General features: G+C 68.7%; 12 protein-coding genes. 2 read left to right on the top strand and 10 right to left on the bottom strand.

Features of this window, described 5'->3' with window-relative positions; genetic code table 11:
- Nucleotides 1–514: 514 nt before the first annotated feature.
- From ACZ7KI_RS38570 to kdpF, 6 genes are all read right to left on the bottom strand, one after another.
- Nucleotides 515–1,216: a response regulator gene (locus tag ACZ7KI_RS38570; protein ID WP_470277949.1), complete on the bottom strand. Its 702-nt coding sequence runs from the start codon at nucleotides 1,214–1,216 to the stop codon at nucleotides 515–517.
- A complete protein-coding gene (locus ACZ7KI_RS38565; protein ID WP_470277948.1) occupies nucleotides 1,213–3,798 on the bottom strand; it encodes a DUF4118 domain-containing protein in 2,586 nt (861 codons plus the stop codon). The genes ACZ7KI_RS38570 and ACZ7KI_RS38565 overlap by 4 nt, the downstream gene beginning before the upstream one ends.
- Before the next feature lie 5 nt (nucleotides 3,799–3,803).
- Nucleotides 3,804–4,415, bottom strand: coding sequence for a potassium-transporting ATPase subunit C (locus ACZ7KI_RS38560; protein ID WP_470277947.1), 612 nt, complete (start codon nucleotides 4,413–4,415; stop codon nucleotides 3,804–3,806).
- Nucleotides 4,416–4,417: 2 nt separating this feature from the next.
- Complete coding sequence (kdpB, locus tag ACZ7KI_RS38555; RefSeq protein ID WP_470277946.1) at nucleotides 4,418–6,511, bottom strand: potassium-transporting ATPase subunit KdpB; 2,094 nt, start codon at nucleotides 6,509–6,511, stop codon at nucleotides 4,418–4,420.
- A 154-nt stretch (nucleotides 6,512–6,665) separates the two neighbouring features.
- The gene (gene kdpA / locus ACZ7KI_RS38550) at nucleotides 6,666–8,330 is read right to left on the bottom strand and encodes a potassium-transporting ATPase subunit KdpA (RefSeq protein ID WP_470277945.1); all 1,665 of its coding nucleotides are present in this window, start codon (nucleotides 8,328–8,330) and stop codon (nucleotides 6,666–6,668) included.
- Nucleotides 8,330–8,431, bottom strand: a complete 102-nt coding sequence (kdpF, locus tag ACZ7KI_RS38545; RefSeq protein WP_007031325.1) for a K(+)-transporting ATPase subunit F — start codon at nucleotides 8,429–8,431, stop codon at nucleotides 8,330–8,332. Before kdpF ends, kdpA begins: the two co-directional genes overlap by 1 nt.
- A 340-nt stretch (nucleotides 8,432–8,771) precedes the next feature.
- On the opposite strand from kdpF, the gene asnB reads away from it, so the two are divergent.
- Nucleotides 8,772–10,604 (top strand): asparagine synthase (glutamine-hydrolyzing), encoded by a 1,833-nt coding sequence (gene asnB, locus ACZ7KI_RS38540; RefSeq protein WP_470277944.1) that lies wholly within the window; start codon nucleotides 8,772–8,774, stop codon nucleotides 10,602–10,604.
- Nucleotides 10,605–10,640: 36 nt separating this feature from the next.
- Here asnB and ACZ7KI_RS38535 read toward each other — a convergent pair whose 3' ends face one another.
- Genes ACZ7KI_RS38535 through ACZ7KI_RS38520 form a run of 4 tightly spaced genes read right to left on the bottom strand, consistent with a single transcriptional unit; the run spans nucleotide 10,641 to nucleotide 13,647 of the window.
- Nucleotides 10,641–11,561: an ABC transporter permease gene (locus tag ACZ7KI_RS38535; protein WP_470277943.1), complete on the bottom strand. Its 921-nt coding sequence runs from the start codon at nucleotides 11,559–11,561 to the stop codon at nucleotides 10,641–10,643.
- A 14-nt stretch (nucleotides 11,562–11,575) separates the two neighbouring features.
- Nucleotides 11,576–12,382 (bottom strand): ABC transporter permease, encoded by an 807-nt coding sequence (locus tag ACZ7KI_RS38530; protein ID WP_470277942.1) that lies wholly within the window; start codon nucleotides 12,380–12,382, stop codon nucleotides 11,576–11,578.
- Nucleotides 12,383–12,391: 9 nt separating this feature from the next.
- Entirely contained in the window at nucleotides 12,392–13,255 is an 864-nt protein-coding gene (locus ACZ7KI_RS38525; protein WP_470277941.1) for an ABC transporter ATP-binding protein, read from the bottom strand.
- The gene (locus ACZ7KI_RS38520) at nucleotides 13,252–13,647 is read right to left on the bottom strand and encodes a GntR family transcriptional regulator (protein WP_061988989.1); all 396 of its coding nucleotides are present in this window, start codon (nucleotides 13,645–13,647) and stop codon (nucleotides 13,252–13,254) included. Before ACZ7KI_RS38520 ends, ACZ7KI_RS38525 begins: the two co-directional genes overlap by 4 nt.
- A 471-nt stretch (nucleotides 13,648–14,118) precedes the next feature.
- Between ACZ7KI_RS38520 and ACZ7KI_RS38515 the strand changes: the two genes are divergently transcribed.
- Nucleotides 14,119–17,106: an AfsR/SARP family transcriptional regulator gene (locus tag ACZ7KI_RS38515; RefSeq protein ID WP_470277940.1), complete on the top strand. Its 2,988-nt coding sequence runs from the start codon at nucleotides 14,119–14,121 to the stop codon at nucleotides 17,104–17,106.
- The last annotated feature ends 307 nt before the right edge of the window (nucleotides 17,107–17,413 follow it).

Here is a 17,413-nt window from a genome sequence, read left to right as displayed (position 1 = left end):
CACCCCACAAAAAAGTTCCCTTCCCCAAAACGTTTCAAAAGAAAACCCCCTTCCACACCCCGCGTTTTGGTCTTGGCGCGGGTGAGCCGGGCGATGCTTGCAGGGTTCCGTTGAGGAGTAAGCCAACTGTGGGCGTGTCCGGGAAGGCCTCCTTCCCTACTTTCAAGGTCAGGGTCCCGGCAAAGTCGGGATCGTGCAGGTCGGGGACCTCTTGGTCATGGCGCAGGGCGACGTCCATGAAGGAATTGGGACGTTGAGTGTCCCAATTCCTTCATAGACGCGGGGTCGCCTTCGGTTGCGAAGCTTGATCAACAGAGGGCATCAGCGATGCCACATCCGGACCACCAAGAACAGTGCCGACCAGCAACTCTGCGACTTTGCCGGGACCCTGACTTTCAAGGTAGGGAAGGAGGCCTTCACGGACTTTCCTGACTTGAGGCTGCGGGTGAGGGGTGGGCTGGGTTGGTCGTGACACTTCCGGCCCTCGGTAAGCCTCCCCAAGTGACAACCAGGCTCACATTTCGAAGCGGTACCCCATCCCCGGTTCCGTCAGCAGGTGCCGCGGCCGCGAGGGTTCCGGTTCCAGTTTCCGCCGCAGCTGCGCCAGGTACACCCGCAGGTAGTGCGACTCGGTCTCATACGTCGGCCCCCACACCTCGTGCAGCAGCTGTTTCTGCGCCACCAGCCGTCCCCGGTTGCGCACCAGCAGTTCCAGGACACCCCATTCGGTCTTGGTGAGGTGCACTTCCTTGCCGTCCCGGCGCACCTTCTTCGCCGCCAGGTCGATGCGGAACGAGCCCGTGTCCACCACCGCGTCCGCACCGTCCACACTGGACGTCGCCGACCGGCGGACCGCCGCGCGCAACCGGGCCAGCAGTTCGTCCATGCCGAACGGTTTGGTGACGTAGTCGTCGGCGCCGGCGTCGAGTGCCTGGACCTTGTCGGCCGAGTCGCCGCGGGCGGACAGGACGATGATCGGCACCGTCGTCCAGCCGCGCAGCCCGGCGATCACCTCGGTGCCGTCGAGATCGGGCAGGCCGAGGTCGAGGACGACGACGTCGGGTTTGGTCTCGGCGACGGCCTTCAGCGCGGCCGTCCCGTCGTGCGCGGTGATCACCTTGTAGCCGCGGGCGGACAGGTTGATCCGCAGGGCTCGCACGATCTGCGGTTCGTCGTCGACGACCAGCACGGTCGCCGACACGCTTTCGGCACTCATCGCACTCGCTCCTCCTCTTCGTGTTCAAAGCCCTCGTCGTCGAAAGCGAGGAGGTTCTTTTCCGGGTCCTGACCGACATACGCGGGCAGCGAGATGACGACGGTGAGCCCGCCGCCCGGCGTGTCCTCCGCCCGGATCCGCCCGCCCATCGCCTCGGTGAATCCCTTGGCGACCGAAAGCCCCAGCCCGACCCCCGGCACGGTGTCCCGGTCCCCGCCGAGCCGCTGGAACGGCGCGAACGCCGAGTCCGCGGTGCCCTTCTTCAGCCCGCGACCGTGGTCGACGATCCGCAGTTCGACGTGGTCGGAGTGGGTGCTGGCGCGGGCGGAAACCGGCTCGCCGGACTTCCCGTGCCGCAGCGCGTTGTCGATCACGTTCGCCACGACCCGTTCCAGCAGCCCGGGATCGGCGCAGACCGAGGGTAGCCGGGAGTCGATCGCGACCACGACCGAAGCCGAGTCGTCCACATTGGACAGGGCGTGCGAGACGACCTCGTCGTAGCCGACCGGACGCAGATGCGGCCGGACGGCGCCGGTCGCCAGCCGGGAGGAGTCGAGCAGGTTGTCGATCAGCCCGGCGAGCCGGTCCGCCGACTCCTCGATCGCTTCGAGCAGTTCGTCGGTGTCCTCTTCGGACAGTGAGATGTCGGTCGCGCGGAGGCTGCCGATGGACGCCTTGATCGACGTCAGCGGCGTGCGGAGGTCGTGTCCCACGGCCGAAAGCAGAGCCGTGCGCAACTCGGTCGCCTCGGCCTTGCGTTCGGCGCGGACGGCCGCCTTCGCCGTCCGTTGCTGCCGCAGCGAAAGCAGTGCCTGCCCGGCGACGGCTTCCAGCACTCCCCGATCGGACGCGGGCAGGGTGCGGCCGCGCAGGGTGAGGTGGACGTCGGCGGTCACCGCGATGTCGGCGTCGGCCTGGTCCGGGTCGGCGCAGGGATCCGAACCCGCGTTCGCCACCCGCTTCCACTTCCCGTCCCGCTTTTCCAGCAAGGTCACCGAAGTCATCCCGAAGTTCTCGCGGACCTTCTCCAGCAGCCGCTCGATCGGGTTGGTGTGCGCGAGCACGGTCCGCGCGTAGGACGCGAGCAGCGCCGCTTCCGTCCGTGCCCGCGCGGCCTGGGTGGCGCGCCGCGCGGCGGTGTCGACCACCGCCGCGACGAGGATCGCCACCAGGACCATCGCGACCAGGGTGATCACGTTCCGCGGCTCGTGGACGGTCAAGGTGTACAGCGGCGGGGTGAAGAAGAAGTTCAGCAGCCCCGCCGAGAACACCGCCGCCACCAGCGCCGGCCCGAGTCCGCCGACGAGCGCGACCAGGACGGTCGCGAGGACGTAGTCGACCACGTCGGTGGAGAAGTCGAGCTGATCCTTCAGCAGGACACCGATCAGCGTCGCCAGCGCCGGCAAGAACAGGGAGAGCGTCCAACCCGCCAGCCGCCGCGAGGACGGCAGTGGGCTCCGGCCGAACCGGGCGCGCAGCCGTCCGCCCGCCTGGGCGTGCGTGACCATGTGGACGTCGATCGGACCGGACCGCTGGACCACGGCCGCGCCGATGCCCTCGTCGAACAACCGCGCGACCCGTGACCGTCGTGAGGTCCCGACCACCAGCTGGGTGGCGTTCACTCCCCGCGCGAAATCGAGCAGCGCCGTCGGGACGTCGTCGCCGACGACGGTGTGGAAGGTCGCGCCGACCTCGTCGGCCAGCTTCCGGTACTTCCCGACCGCCGTCGGCCCCATCGCGGCGAGCCCGTCGCCGCGCAGGATGTGCAGTACCTGCAGTTCGGCGCCCGCGCGGTTCGCGATCCGGCTCGCCCGGCGGATCAGCGTCTCGCTCTCCGGCCCGCCGGTGATGGACACGACCACCCGTTCGCGTGCTTCCCAGGTGTCGGTGATCTTCTGCTCGGCCCGGTACCGCTGCAGGGCGACGTCCACCTGGTCGGCGACCCACAGCAGCGCCAGTTCCCGCAGCGCGGTGAGGTTGCCCGGCCGGAAGTAGTTGCCCAGCGCCGCGTCGATCCGCTCGGCCGGGTAGACGTTGCCGTGCGCCAGCCGCCTGCGCAGCGCCTCCGGGGTGATGTCGACCAGCTCCAGCTGCTCGGCCCGCCGCACGACCTCGTCAGGCACCGTCTCCTGCTGGGTGACGCCGGTGATCCGCTCGACGACGTCGTTGAGGCTCTGCAGATGCTGCACGTTGACCGTGGAGAGGACGTCGATCCCGGCGTCGAGCAGCTCGTCGATGTCCTGCCAGCGCTTCTCGTTGCGCGATCCCGGCACGTTGGTGTGCGCGAGTTCGTCGACGACGGCGACCTCGGGCGCGCGGGCGAGCAGCGCGTCGAGGTCCATCTCCTCGAACGCGTGGTCCCGGTGCGCGGACCGGCGGCGCGGCACGATCTCGAGGCCCTCGACGAGTTCCGCGGTCTTCTTCCGCCCGTGCGTCTCGACCAGGCCGATGACCACGTCGGTGCCCCGGTCGAGGCGGCGGCGCGCCTCACCGAGCATCGCGAAGGTCTTCCCGACGCCAGGGGCCGCGCCGAGGTAGATCCTCAGCTCGCCCCGGCGCGGCTTGGTCGTGTTCTCGTCCACGTCTGTCAGTGTGCTCCTCCGGCCGCGTCGCGCACGGCCAAGTTGACCTTCAGCACATTGACGCCCGGCACACCGATCCCGGCGCCGCTCGTGTTGTCGGCCACGAGCTGCCGGATCTTCTCCTCGGACAGGCCGGTGTTCCTGACCACCCGCGGGATCTGGAGGTCGGCGTAGGCGACGCTGATCGCCGGGTCCATCCCGGAGCCCGACGCCGTCACCGCGTCGGCGGGCACCTGCGATTCCTGGACGCCTTCGCGGGCGGCGATCAGCTTCTTGCGCTCACCGATGGCGGCGACCAGGTCCTCGTTGGAGGGCCCCTTGTTCGACGCGCCGGACGACGACGGGTCGCCGGGGCCGAGCACGTCCTTCGATCCCGCGGACGGGCGGTTGTGGAACCACGGGTCCTTGGCCGGGTCCGCGGCGACCGGGTCGATCCCGATCAGCGACGAGCCGACGGCTTGCCCGTTCCGGGTGACGATCGAGCCCTCGGCATTGCCTTCGAGACCGGGGATCCGGGAGATCGCCCAGACACCCAGCGGATAGACGACACCCAGCAGGACGGTGAAGACCAGCAGGACACGAAGCCCGGCGAGGGTCTGCTTCAGCAGTGCGTTCATGGTTACCCGATTCCAGGGATGAGACGGACCACGAGATCGATCAGCCAGATCCCGAGGAACGGGCTGACGATGCCACCGAGGCCGTAGACCAGCAGGTTCCGGCGCAGCAGCGCCGAAGCCGAGGACGGCTTGTACCGGACGCCGCGCAGGGCGAGCGGGATCAGCCCGACGATGATCAGGGCGTTGAAGATGACCGCCGACAGGATCGCCGACTTCGGCGTCGCCAGGTGCATGATGTTGAGCGCGCCGAGCTGGGCGAAGATGCCGGTGAACATCGCGGGCAGGATCGCGAAGTACTTCGCGAGGTCGTTGGCGACGCTGAAGGTGGTCAGCGCGCCGCGGGTGATCAGCAGCTGCTTGCCGATCTCCACGATCTCGATCAGCTTCGTCGGGTCGGAGTCGAGGTCCACCATGTTCCCCGCCTCCTTGGCGGCGGAGGTCCCGGTGTTCATCGCGACGCCGACGTCGGACTGCGCCAGCGCGGGGGCGTCGTTGGTGCCGTCGCCGGTCATCGCGACCAGCCGCCCGCCCTCCTGTTCCTTGCGGATCAGCGCCATCTTGTCTTCGGGTTTGGCCTCGGCGAGGTAGTCGTCGACACCCGCGTCCTCGGCGATGGCCTTGGCCGTCAGCGGGTTGTCCCCGGTGATCATGACGGTTTTGATGCCCATCGCGCGGAGCTGGACGAAACGTTCCTTCATCCCCGGTTTGACCACATCGGACAGCCGGACCACGCCACGCACGAACGCCTTCGCGCCGTCGTATTCCGCGACCACCAGCGGGGTCCCGCCCTGCTGGCTGATCTCGTCGACGACACGCTCGGTCTCGTCAGGCATGTCGCCGCCGCGGTCGCGGACCCATTCGCGGACGGCGGCGGTGGCGCCCTTGCGGACCTGACGCTCGCCGATGTCGATTCCGCTCATCCGGGTCTGCGCGGTGAACTCGACGAAGTCCGCGAGCTTCTCGCCGTCGGACGCCGTCTCCGCGAGACCGTGCTCCCTCGCGGCGAGTTCGACGATGCTGCGGCCTTCGGGCGTGCCGTCGGCGAGGCTGGACAGCCGGGCCGCCTTGGCGATGTCGTCCACAGTGGAGGATCCGACCGGGATCAGCTCGGTGGCCTTGCGGTTGCCGAAGGTGATCGTGCCGGTCTTGTCCAGCAGCAGGGTCGAGACGTCGCCGGCGGCCTCCACCGCGCGGCCGCTCGTCGCGAGCACGTTGCGCTGCACCAGCCGGTCCATCCCGGCGATACCGATCGCGGACAGCAGCGCGCCGATCGTCGTCGGGATCAGGCAGACCAGCAACGCGGTCAGCACGATCACGGACTGCTGGCTGCCGGAGTACCCGGCCATCGGCTGCAGGGCCACGACGGCGAGCAGGAAGATGATGGTGAGCGTCGAGAGCAGGATCGTCAGCGCGATCTCGTTCGGCGTCTTCTGCCGGGAAGCGCCTTCCACCAAGGCGATCATGCGGTCCACAAAGGACTCACCGGGTTTGGTGGTGATCTTCACGACGATGCGGTCCGAAAGCACCGTCGTACCGCCGGTGACCGCGCACCGGTCGCCACCCGACTCGCGGATGACCGGGGCCGACTCGCCGGTGATGGCCGATTCGTCGACGGTCGCGATGCCCTCGACGACGTCGCCGTCGCCAGGGATGACCTGTCCGGCTTCGACGACCACGAGATCCCCGACGCGGAGGTCGGCACCCGGCACCTGCTCCTCGTCGCCGTCCTCGGTGAGACGACGGGCGATGGTCTCCTTCTTGCTGCGCCGCAGGGTTTCCGCCTGCGCCTTGCCCCGGCCCTCCGCGACGGCCTCGGCGAGGTTCGCGAACAGGACGGTGAACCACAGCCAGATCGTGATGAGGATGGTGAACACGCTCGGGTCGGTGATCGCGAAGACCGTGGTCAGCGCGGAGCCGATCCACACCACGAACATGACCGGGTTGGCGAGCTGATGCTTGGGGTTCAGCTTGCGCAGCGCCTCGGGCAGGGAGGTCAGCAGCTGACGGGGGCTGAAGATCCCCGCGCCGACCCGGCCGGTGTTCTCCACGTGGTGCTGCGTTGTCTCTTCGGGAGTGCGTTCTTGAGTGACGGTCATGCTGTGTCCTTCGCAAGTTTGCGCGCGGCCGCGATCGCGTCGCCAGGGCGCGATATTCCGATGAAGCGCGTGTCCGGCGAAATGGCGCCCTGCCGCCCCGATAGCGGGGTCTGCCGACCAGCGCGCGCGCTGTGGTCCCGGTGCTTGCCGCGGCTCATGCTGCGAGTGCCTCTGCGATGGGCCCGAGCGCGAGCGCCGGGATGAAGGTGAGGGCCGCGACGAGCACGATCGTGCCCGCGAGCATCGTGCCGAAGAGCGGCCCGGTGGTCGGCAGCGTGCCGGCGGTCTCCGGGACCTTCCGTTGCGAGGCAAGGGATCCGGCCAGGCACAGCACGGCGAGGATCGGGATGAACCGGCCGAGCAGCATCGCCACCGACAACGAGGACTGGAACCAGTCGTTCGTCACGGTGAGCCCACCGAACGCGCTGCCGTTGTTGTTGCCCGCCGAGGCGTAGGCGTAGAGGACCTCGGAGAGGCCGTGCGCGCCCGAGTTGGTCATGGCGGCCGGGGTGTCGGCCAGCATGAGCGCGATACCGGAACCGAGCAGCACCACCGTCGGCATGGCGAGCATCGAGACCGCCGCGCAGGTGACCTCGCGTTTGCCGAGCTTCTTCCCCAGGTATTCCGGCGTCCGGCCGACCATCAGCCCGGCGAGGAACATCGCGATCACGGCCATCACGAGGATGCCGTAGAGACCGGTGCCCACCCCGCCCGGCGAGATCTCGCCCAGGAGCATGTTGAGCAGCGCTCCGCCGCCGCCGAGTCCGCTGTAGCTGTCGTGCATGCCGTTGACCGCGCCGGTGGAGGTCCCCGTGGTGGCGTTGGCGAACAGCGAACTCAGTCCGATGCCGAACCGCTGTTCCTTGCCCTCCATGTTCGCCCCGGCGGCCAGCGGCGCCGGACCGCTCGCGTGGGCCTCGGCGAGCCAGGTCACCGCGAGCATCGCGGTGAACAGCCCGGCCATCACCGACAGCAGGACGTAACCCTGTTTGGTGTTGCCGACGAGCTTGCCGAAGGTCCGGGTGAGCGAGACCGGGATGACGAGGATCAGGAAGATCTCGATCAGGTTGGTCCAGGCGTTCGGGTTCTCGAACGGATGCGAGGAGTTGGCGTTGAAGATGCCGCCGCCGTTGGTGCCGAGTTCCTTGATCGCCTCCTGGCTCGCGGCCGGGGCGAGCGCGATCTTGCTCGTGCTCCCGTCCGGGTTGAGGACGTCGACGCCACTCTTGAGGCTCTGGACGACGCCGAGCGCGATCAGCAGGATCGCCGCCACGAACGCCATCGGCAGCAGGATCCGGATCGTCCCGCGGGTCAGGTCCACCCAGAAGTTGCCGAGGCGGTCGGTCTTCGAGCGGACGAATCCGCGCACCACCGCGACGGCGACCGCGAGCCCGACGGCGGCGGACAGGAAGTTCTGCACGGTCAGGCCGGCCATCTGCACGAAGTGACCCATGGTCGCTTCGGGGCTGTAGGACTGCCAGTTCGTGTTGGTCACGAAGCTGACGGCGGTGTTGAACGCGACCGCCGGCGAGACCGGTTCCTTGCCGAGGCTCCACGGCAGGATCGACTGGAACCGCTGAAGCAGGTACAGGAAAACGACGGAGACGAACGAGAAGCCGATCACGGCGGACGCGTAGGTCTTCCAGTGCTGTTCCGATCCGGGGTTCACCCGGAACAGGCGGTACAGGCCGCGTTCGGCCTTGGTGTGCTTCTCGGTCAAGAAGACGCGCGCCATGTAGTCGCCTAGCGGTTTGTAGACCGCGGCGAGCGCGACGAGTAAGAGGCCGGCCTGCAGGAGGCCGGCCGCGGTGTCTGACATCAGAATTTCTCCGGCCTGACCAGTGCGATGAACAAATAGACGATCAGCCCCAGCGCCAGCAGTCCGCCGACGACGTTGGCCACGGCTCCCGTGCCGGTCACAGCTTCTCCAGACCACGCAGGGTCAGGGCGAGAACCACGAATACGCCGATCAGGAGCACGGCGTAGAGCAAGTCGGCCACAAGGCACCTCTCAGGACAGGTCACCCCATCGGCGACCAGGACCCCGCAACAGTGCGCCTGGTACAGACCATCGCGACCGGGGACTGACGGCGTCTTGATGCCCCGATCAGGTGCCTTTACGACTTCTTGATGCCCGGTGATGTGCCCCACAGCCCGTGACGTACTGCGGACGGAGCGTGCAATTCGGGCAGACAACCGCGCCGAAGCGTGTTACACCGGTGTTACAGATAGTTGTATGTGCTAAGCAACAGGAGGTAGCGATGTGCGGAATCGCAGGATGGGTCTCCTTCGGCACGGACCTCACGCAGCGCCGGGAGGTCGTCGACGCGATGACCGCCACGATGGCCTGCCGCGGCCCTGACGACTCGGGCACCTGGGTCCGGCCGAACGTGGCGCTGGGCCACCGGCGGCTGGCGATCATCGACCTGCCGGGCGGCAGGCAGCCGATGGCCGAAGCCGGGCTGGCGGCCATGGTCTACAGCGGCGAGGCGTACAACTTCACCGAGTTGCGCGCGGAACTTTCCCAGCGTGGCCACAAATTCGAGACCGACAGCGACACAGAGGTCGTGCTGCACGGCTACCTGGAGTGGGGCGACGCGGTCGTCGATCACCTCAACGGGATGTACGCCTTCGCCATCTGGGACGAGCGCGACGAGAAGCTCGTGATGATCCGTGACCGCATGGGCATCAAGCCGTTCTACTACTACCCGACCCCGGACGGCGTCCTGTTCGGCTCCGAGCCGAAGGCGATCCTCGCCAACCCCTTGGCACGCAAGGTGGTCGACACCGACGGCCTGCGCGAACTGATGGCGATGACCAAGACCCCCGGCTGGTCGCTGTGGAAGGGCATGCACGAGGTCGGCCCCGGCACCATCGTCACCGTCGACCGCTCCGGCATCCGCACGCGGACGTACTGGAAGCTCGACGCCAAGCAGCACACGGACGACCAGGAGACCACGGTCGAGCGGGTGCGCGAGCTGATGACCGACATCGTGCACCGCCAGCTGATCGCCGACGTCCCCCGCTGCGTCCTGCTGTCCGGCGGGCTCGACTCCAGCGCCGTCACCGGTCTCGCCGCCGCGCGGCTGGCCGAAGAGGGCGAACGGCTGCGCACGTTCTCGGTCGACTTCCTCGGCCAGGAAGAGAACTTCAAACCGGACGAGGTGCGGGACACCCCGGACTCGCCCTACATCCGCGACGTCGCGGAACTGGTCGGTTCCGACCACAAGGACGTCATGCTCAACCCGGCGGACCTCAGCGATCCGGAGGTCCGCCGCAAGGTGCTGACCGCGCGGGACATCCCGGCCGGGCTCGGGGACATGGACACCTCGCTGTACCTGCTGTTCAAGGCGATCCGCGCGGAATCCACGGTGGCGCTGTCCGGCGAGTCGGCCGACGAGGTGTTCGGCGGATACCGCTGGTTCCACGACGAGGCGTCGGTGAACTCGGGGACGTTCCCCTGGCTCGCGTTCCGCATGGGACTCACCAGTGAGCGGGAAACCCTGCTGCGCGAGGACGTCCGGAGCAAGCTGGACCTGCCCGGCTACGTCGCCGACCAGTACCGCACCGCGGTCGCGCAGGTCGAGTACCTCGACGGCGAAAGCGAGCAGGACCGGAAGATGCGGACGGTCTGCAACCTCCACCTCACCCGGTTCGTTCGGATGCTGCTGGACCGCAAGGACCGGGCGTCGATGGCCGTCGGGCTCGAGGTGCGGGTGCCGTTCTGCGACCACCGGCTCGTCGAGTACGTCTACAACACGCCTTGGTCGCTGAAGACGTTCGACGGCAGGGAGAAGAGCCTGTTGCGGCACGCCACGAAGCATGTGCTGCCCGCGTCGGTGCGTGACCGCGTCAAGAGCCCGTATCCGTCCACTCAGGACCCCGGCTACGCGGCGGCGCTGCAGCAGCAGGCCAAGGAGGCGCTGGCCGAACGCGACAACCCGGTGTTCTCACTGGTGGACCGCGACTGGCTCCACCGGGTGTCCGAAGTGGACCCGGTGACGATGTCCTCGGCCCAGCGCACCGGCATCGACCGGGCGCTGGACCTCTACCACTGGTTCGATCTGTACTCCCCCGAGCTGCAGCTCGACTGAGTTTTTCCAGCGCCGGCCGGACGGTCCGCCGCCTCCTCAGCGACGGCGGCGGACCGTTCCCCCTACCGCGACACCCCCGAGCACCGCGGTCGCGGCGAGCAGGATACCCGCCTCGGTCCATTGGAACCGCCAGAACCGGCTGGAAGGCTGGTACACGGTGAAGTCGCGGTAACCCGCGGCTTCGACGCAGGCGTTCATCCCCCTGCCGCGAGGACATTCGGGCACGTCGTCCATCAACCGCAGCTCACGCCCGTCCGGGGCGACCCTGCCCGCTTGGACGATCAGGGCGTCCTTGGCGGTGGGATCCGCGCCGATCGTGCGCACCGGTTCGGCGTAATGCGGCCGCAGGAGCAGCAGGGCGATCGAAGCGGCGACGAACACCGCGACCGTGATCGCGATGGCGGGCAACGTCTTGCGCACCAGCACCCCGGCCGCGGCGCCGAGCGTGAAGGCGAACAGCCACCAGGCCGCGGGTGCGATACCGACGGCGCCGAAGTACGCGGTCTCGGCGAGCGTCCCGGCCTTGCCGGGGAAGATCTCCAGCCACCTGCCGAACATCTGCCCCGAACCGAGCCCGGCGAGCGCCGCGCATCCGGCGAGGACGCCGAACTTGACACCCAGCCAGCGCCCACGGCTCACCGACTGCGTCCAGGCGAGCTGATGGGTGTTGCGTTCGTACTCCCTGGCGAGCAGCGGCGCGCCCCAGAAGACGCCCGCCAGCAAGGGAACGAACGGCAGCATCACCACCAGCGGGTAGATCTTCTGGTAGAGGTCTTCCAGTCCCGCGTCGCGATCGCGGCACGGGACGCCGCCTCCGTAGCAGTAGGAAGAGATCTGTCCGTTCGCCGCGTCGAGGGCGACCCGGCCGGACAGGAGCAGGACTCCGCCTAGCGCGACCAGGAACCCCAGGGTGACGAGCAGCTGAGCGCGATGCTGCCGCCAGGTGAGCCAGAGCAAGAACGTTTCCCTTTCTAGGAACGTCGCCGGATGGCGCAGGTCGCGGTGACGGCGAGGAGGAGCGAGACGCCGGCCAGGATCGCGGCTTCGGTCCACTGGAAGCGCCAGTAGAAGTCCTGCGGCAGGATCTTGAGCGCGGTGATCTGTCCGCCGGCATCCATGATCATGTCGACGACCCGGCCGCCGGGATCATGCCCGGTCGGGCCCGCCGCGCCCAGGACGACGAGCCTCGGTTCGGCGTAGAAATCGCGGACGCTGGACACGCCGATCATCAATCCCACGGTCACCGCGATGGTGACGGCGATGGCCGGGAGCGTCTTGCGGATGACCGCGCCCGCCGCCGTGCCCATGACGAAGCCGAAGAGCCACCACGCGCCGGGCGCCACGCCGGTCATCGCGAACAGGACCGGATTGTCGAAGTGGCTGGTGAAATTCGTGTCGCCGCGATCGGTCGGGAAGACCTCCAGCCAGCGCCGCATCATCAGGCCGAACGCCAGGCCTGCCAGCGTGACCAGGAGGGCGAGGAACCCCAGTTTCACGCCGAGCCACCGGAACCGCGAGATCGACTGCGTCCAGGCGAGTTTCGTGGTGCCGCGCTCGTATTCGGCGGCGAGCAGCGGCGCTCCCCAGAAGACGCCGATCGCCACCGGAGCCACCTGCAGCCAGGAGAGATAGGCGTAGAGACTCTCGAAGTAGTCCGCCGGAACCGGGCTGCCCGCCGCGGCGTTTCCGTTGATCAGCAACAGGATCCCGACCACGACGAGGGCGCCCGCGGTGATCAGCAGCTGCGACCGGTGCTGACGGTAGGTGAGCCAGAACATCGTTCCCCCTTACGCCGAGGCCAGTGTCGGACGAGGCAGGCTCGCGGAGTCGGGCCGTCTCAGGTAGGCGAGCACCAGCTCCTCCAGGTTCGCGGGCCGTTCGGTCCACTGTGGACCCAGCGGGACCGGCGCGGTACGGGCGAAGACGGTCACCTGCCTGCCCGCCCTGGCCTCGTCCACGACCGCGACGCGGTTGGCCAGCGCGTCGGCCTCCTCCGCCGGTCCGGAAAGGATCCGGTGCCCGGCGACGAGTTCGTCGATGTCCCCGCTGACCTGGACGCGGCCGCCGTTGAGGACGATCAGCCAGTCACAGGTGTTTTCCAGGTCGGAAACGACATGAGAGGAGAGCAGAACGGTCATGCCGGTTTCGGCGACCGCCTCCATCAGCCCGCGCATGACCTCGTGCCGGGCCAGCGGGTCGAGATTCGCGAGCGGCTCGTCGAGCACCAGCAGATCCGGGCGTTTCGCGAGCGCGAGGGTGAGCGCGACCTGCGCGCGCTGACCGCCGGAAAGCTTGCCCACCTTGTGTTTCAAGGGAAGCCGCAGCGAATCGATGCGTTTGTGCGCGAACTCGTCGTCCCAGCCGGGGTTCAGCCGTCTGCCGAACTTCAGCATCTCGGCGATGCTGAAGCCGGGGTACAACGGTTTGTCCTGCGCCAGGAACGCGGCGGTTCCTTGAATCGAGACCGAGCCGAGGGTCGCGTCGAGCAGCCCGACGGCGAGGTGCAGGAAGGTCGTCTTGCCCGCGCCGTTGGGCCCGACCAGTGCCACGACTCGTCCTTTCGGGACGGACAGGGAACAGTCGCGCAGCGCCCACTTGCGGCGGTAACGCTTGCCGAGGCCGGTGGCTTCGATGACGGGTTTCTCATTCACGCGGTTCGCTCCCCTCGAAAGCCGTCGACCACCACAGAGGTGAACAACGCCTCGACGTCTTCCTGATCCAGCCCCGATTCGCGGGCGTCGCGGACCCAGACCCCCAGGCTCTTCCGCAACCGCGCGTGCTCGGTGAACGAAGCGCCCCCGAGCGTCTTCTGCACGAAAGTGCCGAGACCCGGCTTTCCCTCGACGAGCCCCTCGCGCTCCAGTTCGCGGTAGGCCTTGAGGACGGTGTTCGGGTTGATCGCCAGCTCGGCGACCACTTCCTTCGCCGTCGGCAGCCGGTCGCCCGGCTCCAGGAGGCCCAGCCGGATGGCGTGTTTGACCTGCTGGACGAGCTGGACGTACGTCGCGACGCCCGAGCCCTTGTCCAGGTGGAAGGTGACCACTGGCAACACCCTTTCACTAATTAAGTAGTGAAAGGGTGCAGGCAGACGAGCGCCCTTGTCAAGCGACGAACGCGTTTAGTCCTCTGAATGCGGTCCGCTGATCCGCGGAAGGTCCTGGAGCGGGGCGGGCCACATCCGGCCCGCCCGCCTCTCCCCAGGACGTCGCCGAGAGACGGCGACGAGAAAAACCCCAGCCCCAGTCAAGAAGAAGCGCCAGTTCGACGACACGGGGGAAGACGTCGAGCTGGCACTACCCCCAACCCCCACCGCCGTCAGAAGGCGGTGCCTGTGCAAGTTGAAGGTGTCCACCGTCGTACCGGAACCGAATGGGGGGTCCTGCCCGTCTTGTTGGTTGGGCACGGTTCCGGCGACGGGTCCTCGGTGGACACCGCCCAAGGATCACCGGGGCCGGATGCAGGGCGCTTGCACTACGCTTGCAGGCTCTGACGAGGTGTGGGCGGAGGTGGCCGGGTGGAGTTCCGCGTCCTCGGCGCCGTCGAGGCGTGGGCCGACGGCGGCCCGGTCGAGCTCGGCTCGCCCAAACAGCGGCTCGTGCTGGCGGTTCTGCTGCTGGAGGCGGGCAAGCCGGTCCCGCGCGACCGGATCATCGACCTGCTCTGGCCGGAAGAACCGCCGGTGAGCGCCCGGAACACCGTGCAGGCGCTGGTGTCCCGGCTGCGGGCGGTGTTCCGCGGCGCGGGCGGGCCGGAGATCGTTTCCGAGGGGACCCGTTACCTGCTGAAGGTCGATCCGCGCCAGGTCGACCTGCACCGTTTCACCGAGCTGACCGCGCAAGCGCGCAAGGCCGACGACGAGACCGCCGTGGAACTCCTGGACGAGGCGCTCGGGTTGTGGCGCGGCGAGGCGTTGTCCGACGTCGTGAGCGGCGAAGTCGCCCAGCGACTGCGCGGCGGCATGAACGAGGCGCGCTGGACCGCGCTGGAGGATCGCGCGGACGCGCAGTTGCGGCTCGGCCGCGGCCGGGAGGTGCTCGCGGATCTGACCGGACTGGTCGCCGCGCATCCCCTGCGTCAGCGGTTCGTCGGGCAGCTCATGCTCGCGCTGCACCGCGAAGGCCGCACCGACGACGCGCTCGAAGCCTTCCGCGCGCTGAGGGACAGGCTCAGTGGCGAGCTGGGCCTCGACCCGTCCCCGGAGCTGCGCAAACTCGAAGCCGCCATCCTCGCGGCGGACCCCGCTCTCGAACCGGCGGCCGGCACGGTCAAACCCGAGCCGGTCCGCCCGGCGCAGCTGCCCCACGACGTCCGGGGATTCGCCGGCCGGGCGACCGAGTTGGAGCGGCTCGACGAGGCGACCCGCCCAACGGGTGAGGGCACCGACATCTGGGTGATCAGCGGGACCGCCGGCGTCGGCAAGACCGCGCTCGCCGTCCGCTGGGCACACCGCGTCCGCGACGCGTTCCCCGACGGGCAGCTCTACCTCGACCTGCGAGGATTCGACCCCGATCACGAACCGCTCACCCCGGCGGTCGCGCTCACGCAGCTCCTCCAGGCCCTCGGCACCGCGCCGAAAGCCATTCCGCCGGACACCGACGCACGGGCCGCGCTCCTCCGTTCCCTCCTCGCTGACAAACGGGTCCTGCTGGTCCTCGACAACGTGCGCGACACCGGTCAGGTGATGCCACTGCTGCCGCCGTCGGGCACCGTCCTGGTGACCAGCCGTCAGCGGCTCGGCGACCTCATCGCCCGCACGGGCGCCCGTGCCCTCCCGCTGTCCGTGCTGCCCGCCGAAGACGCGCGGCATCTGCTGGAAGCCGTGCTGGGCAGCGAACTCGTCGCGGCCGAGGCGGGCGCGGCGGCGGAGCTGGCCAGGCTGTGCGGGCATCTCCCGCTCGCCCTCCGGATCGCGGCGGCCAACCTCGGCGCGAGCGGCGAACCCGAGATCGCCGAACTCGCCCGCGAGCTGGCCGGTGGCGACCCGCTGGCGGAGCTGACCGTCGACGGCGCCGAGGAAAGCGCCGTGACCACCGCGTTCGGCGTCTCCTACCGGGCACTGCCCGAGGAACACCGCCTGCTGTTCCGCAGGCTCGCGCTCGTACCCGGCCAGACGTTCACCCCGCCCGCCGCGCAGGCACTGACCGGTGCCCCGCTTTCCCGCGCGAACCAACAGCTCAAGGCGCTCGCGGCGGCGCATCTGGTCGAGCGCTACACCCCTGGCCGCTATCGGTTCCACGACCTTCTCCGCAGTTTCGCGGCGGGCCGCACGCTGTCCGAGGACGCGAAGCCCGAACGCGACACCGCGGAGAGGCGGCTCTTCGAGAGCTACCTGACCACCGCCGACGCCGCCGGCCGCGTACTCATCCCCCACTTCTTGCGGCTGCCGCGCGAAGAGCCGGAGGGCACCCCCTTCGCCGACACCGACGAGGCGCTGGCCTGGCTGGACGCCGAGTGGCCGAACCTCGCCGCCGCCGTCGAGCACAGCGCCGAACACGGTCCGCCCGAGTTCTCGTGGCATCTGGCCGACGCGCTGCGCGCCTTCTTCCACCAGCGCGGCCATCACGCGGAATGGATCGACACCGCGTCGACCGCCCTCAAGGCCGCCCGCCGCAGCGGCGCCGGACAGGCACAGGCGGCGATGCACCTGAGCATCGCGCTCGCCTGCGTCAACAGCGGCCGCTACGACGAGGCGCGCGAACACCTCACCAGCGCCCTGCGCGGAGATCTCCTCGAAGGATGGGACGCGGGCCGCGCGGCCGTGCTCAACAATCTGAGCGCCGTGCACCAGCGCCTCGGCGACCCGCAGGAGGCGATCCGCTGCGGGCTGGAATCCCTGCGGCTGTGCGAAGAACTGAACATGCCGGGTGTCTCGATGGCGCTCGCGAACCTCGGTTTCCCGTACTGGCAGACCGGCCAGCTCGACGCGGCGCTCGCCAACTTCACCCGCGCGCTCGCGGTCTCCGAACGGGACGGCGCCCGGTTCAGCGTCGCGGTGCTGCTGGTCGACCTCGGCAATGTGCACCGTGATCTCGGCCTGACCGACGAGGCCTACGACTTCTACACCCGAGCGCTCGCGGCCAACCGCGAACTCGGCTACACCTACGGCGAAGCCACGGCCCTTTCCGGCAGGGCCGTCCTCGAAAGCAGGCTCGACCCGAGCGAGCAGAACCGCGAGGACGCGCTCGAAGCCGTCGAACTCACCCGCAAGATCGGCGACCGGGGCACCGAGGCCTGGACCCTGGCCGGGCTCGGCGAGGTCTGCCTGCGTCTCGGCCTGCCCGAGGAGGCCGCCGAACACCAGCGGCTCGCGTTGTCGATCGCGCGCACGACGAGCTTCTTCTGGTGCGAGGCCGCCGCGCGGACCGGGCTCGCGGAAGCCCTGCTGGAACTCGGGAAACTCGACGAGGCCCGGACACACGGCGAGCTGGCACTCGAACTCGCCACACGCTCGGGGTACCGGCTCGCCGAAGAACGGGCGAAGCTGATCCTCGACAAGCTGTAGGGAGCAAGTTCGAGGCGCGCGGTCGCGAGTGGGGATCGTGGTCATTGAGGGGCGAGGCAAAGTTGTCCTTTGGCCTTGACACTCGACACCAGCCCGACTTCAGTGTCCACAAAGGACATTTCCTGCTAATTTAGTGTCCGATTTACGTCTCTATGTACGGTTATGTGTGGGGTCGTGAGTGCTAATGAGGGTTATTGAGAGGTGACCCAAACGTGGCGTGGTGGGTGGTAAGTCCGTGAAGGCCTCCTTGAGGGACTCTGGGTCCCTCAAGGAGGCCTTCACGGACTTCAAGACGGGACGTTGATGT

It is taken from the genome of Amycolatopsis sp. NPDC039088 (genome assembly GCF_055598845.1).
The sequence above is the reverse complement of the archived record's forward strand: the minus strand, read 5'-3'. Positions and strand labels throughout refer to the sequence as shown.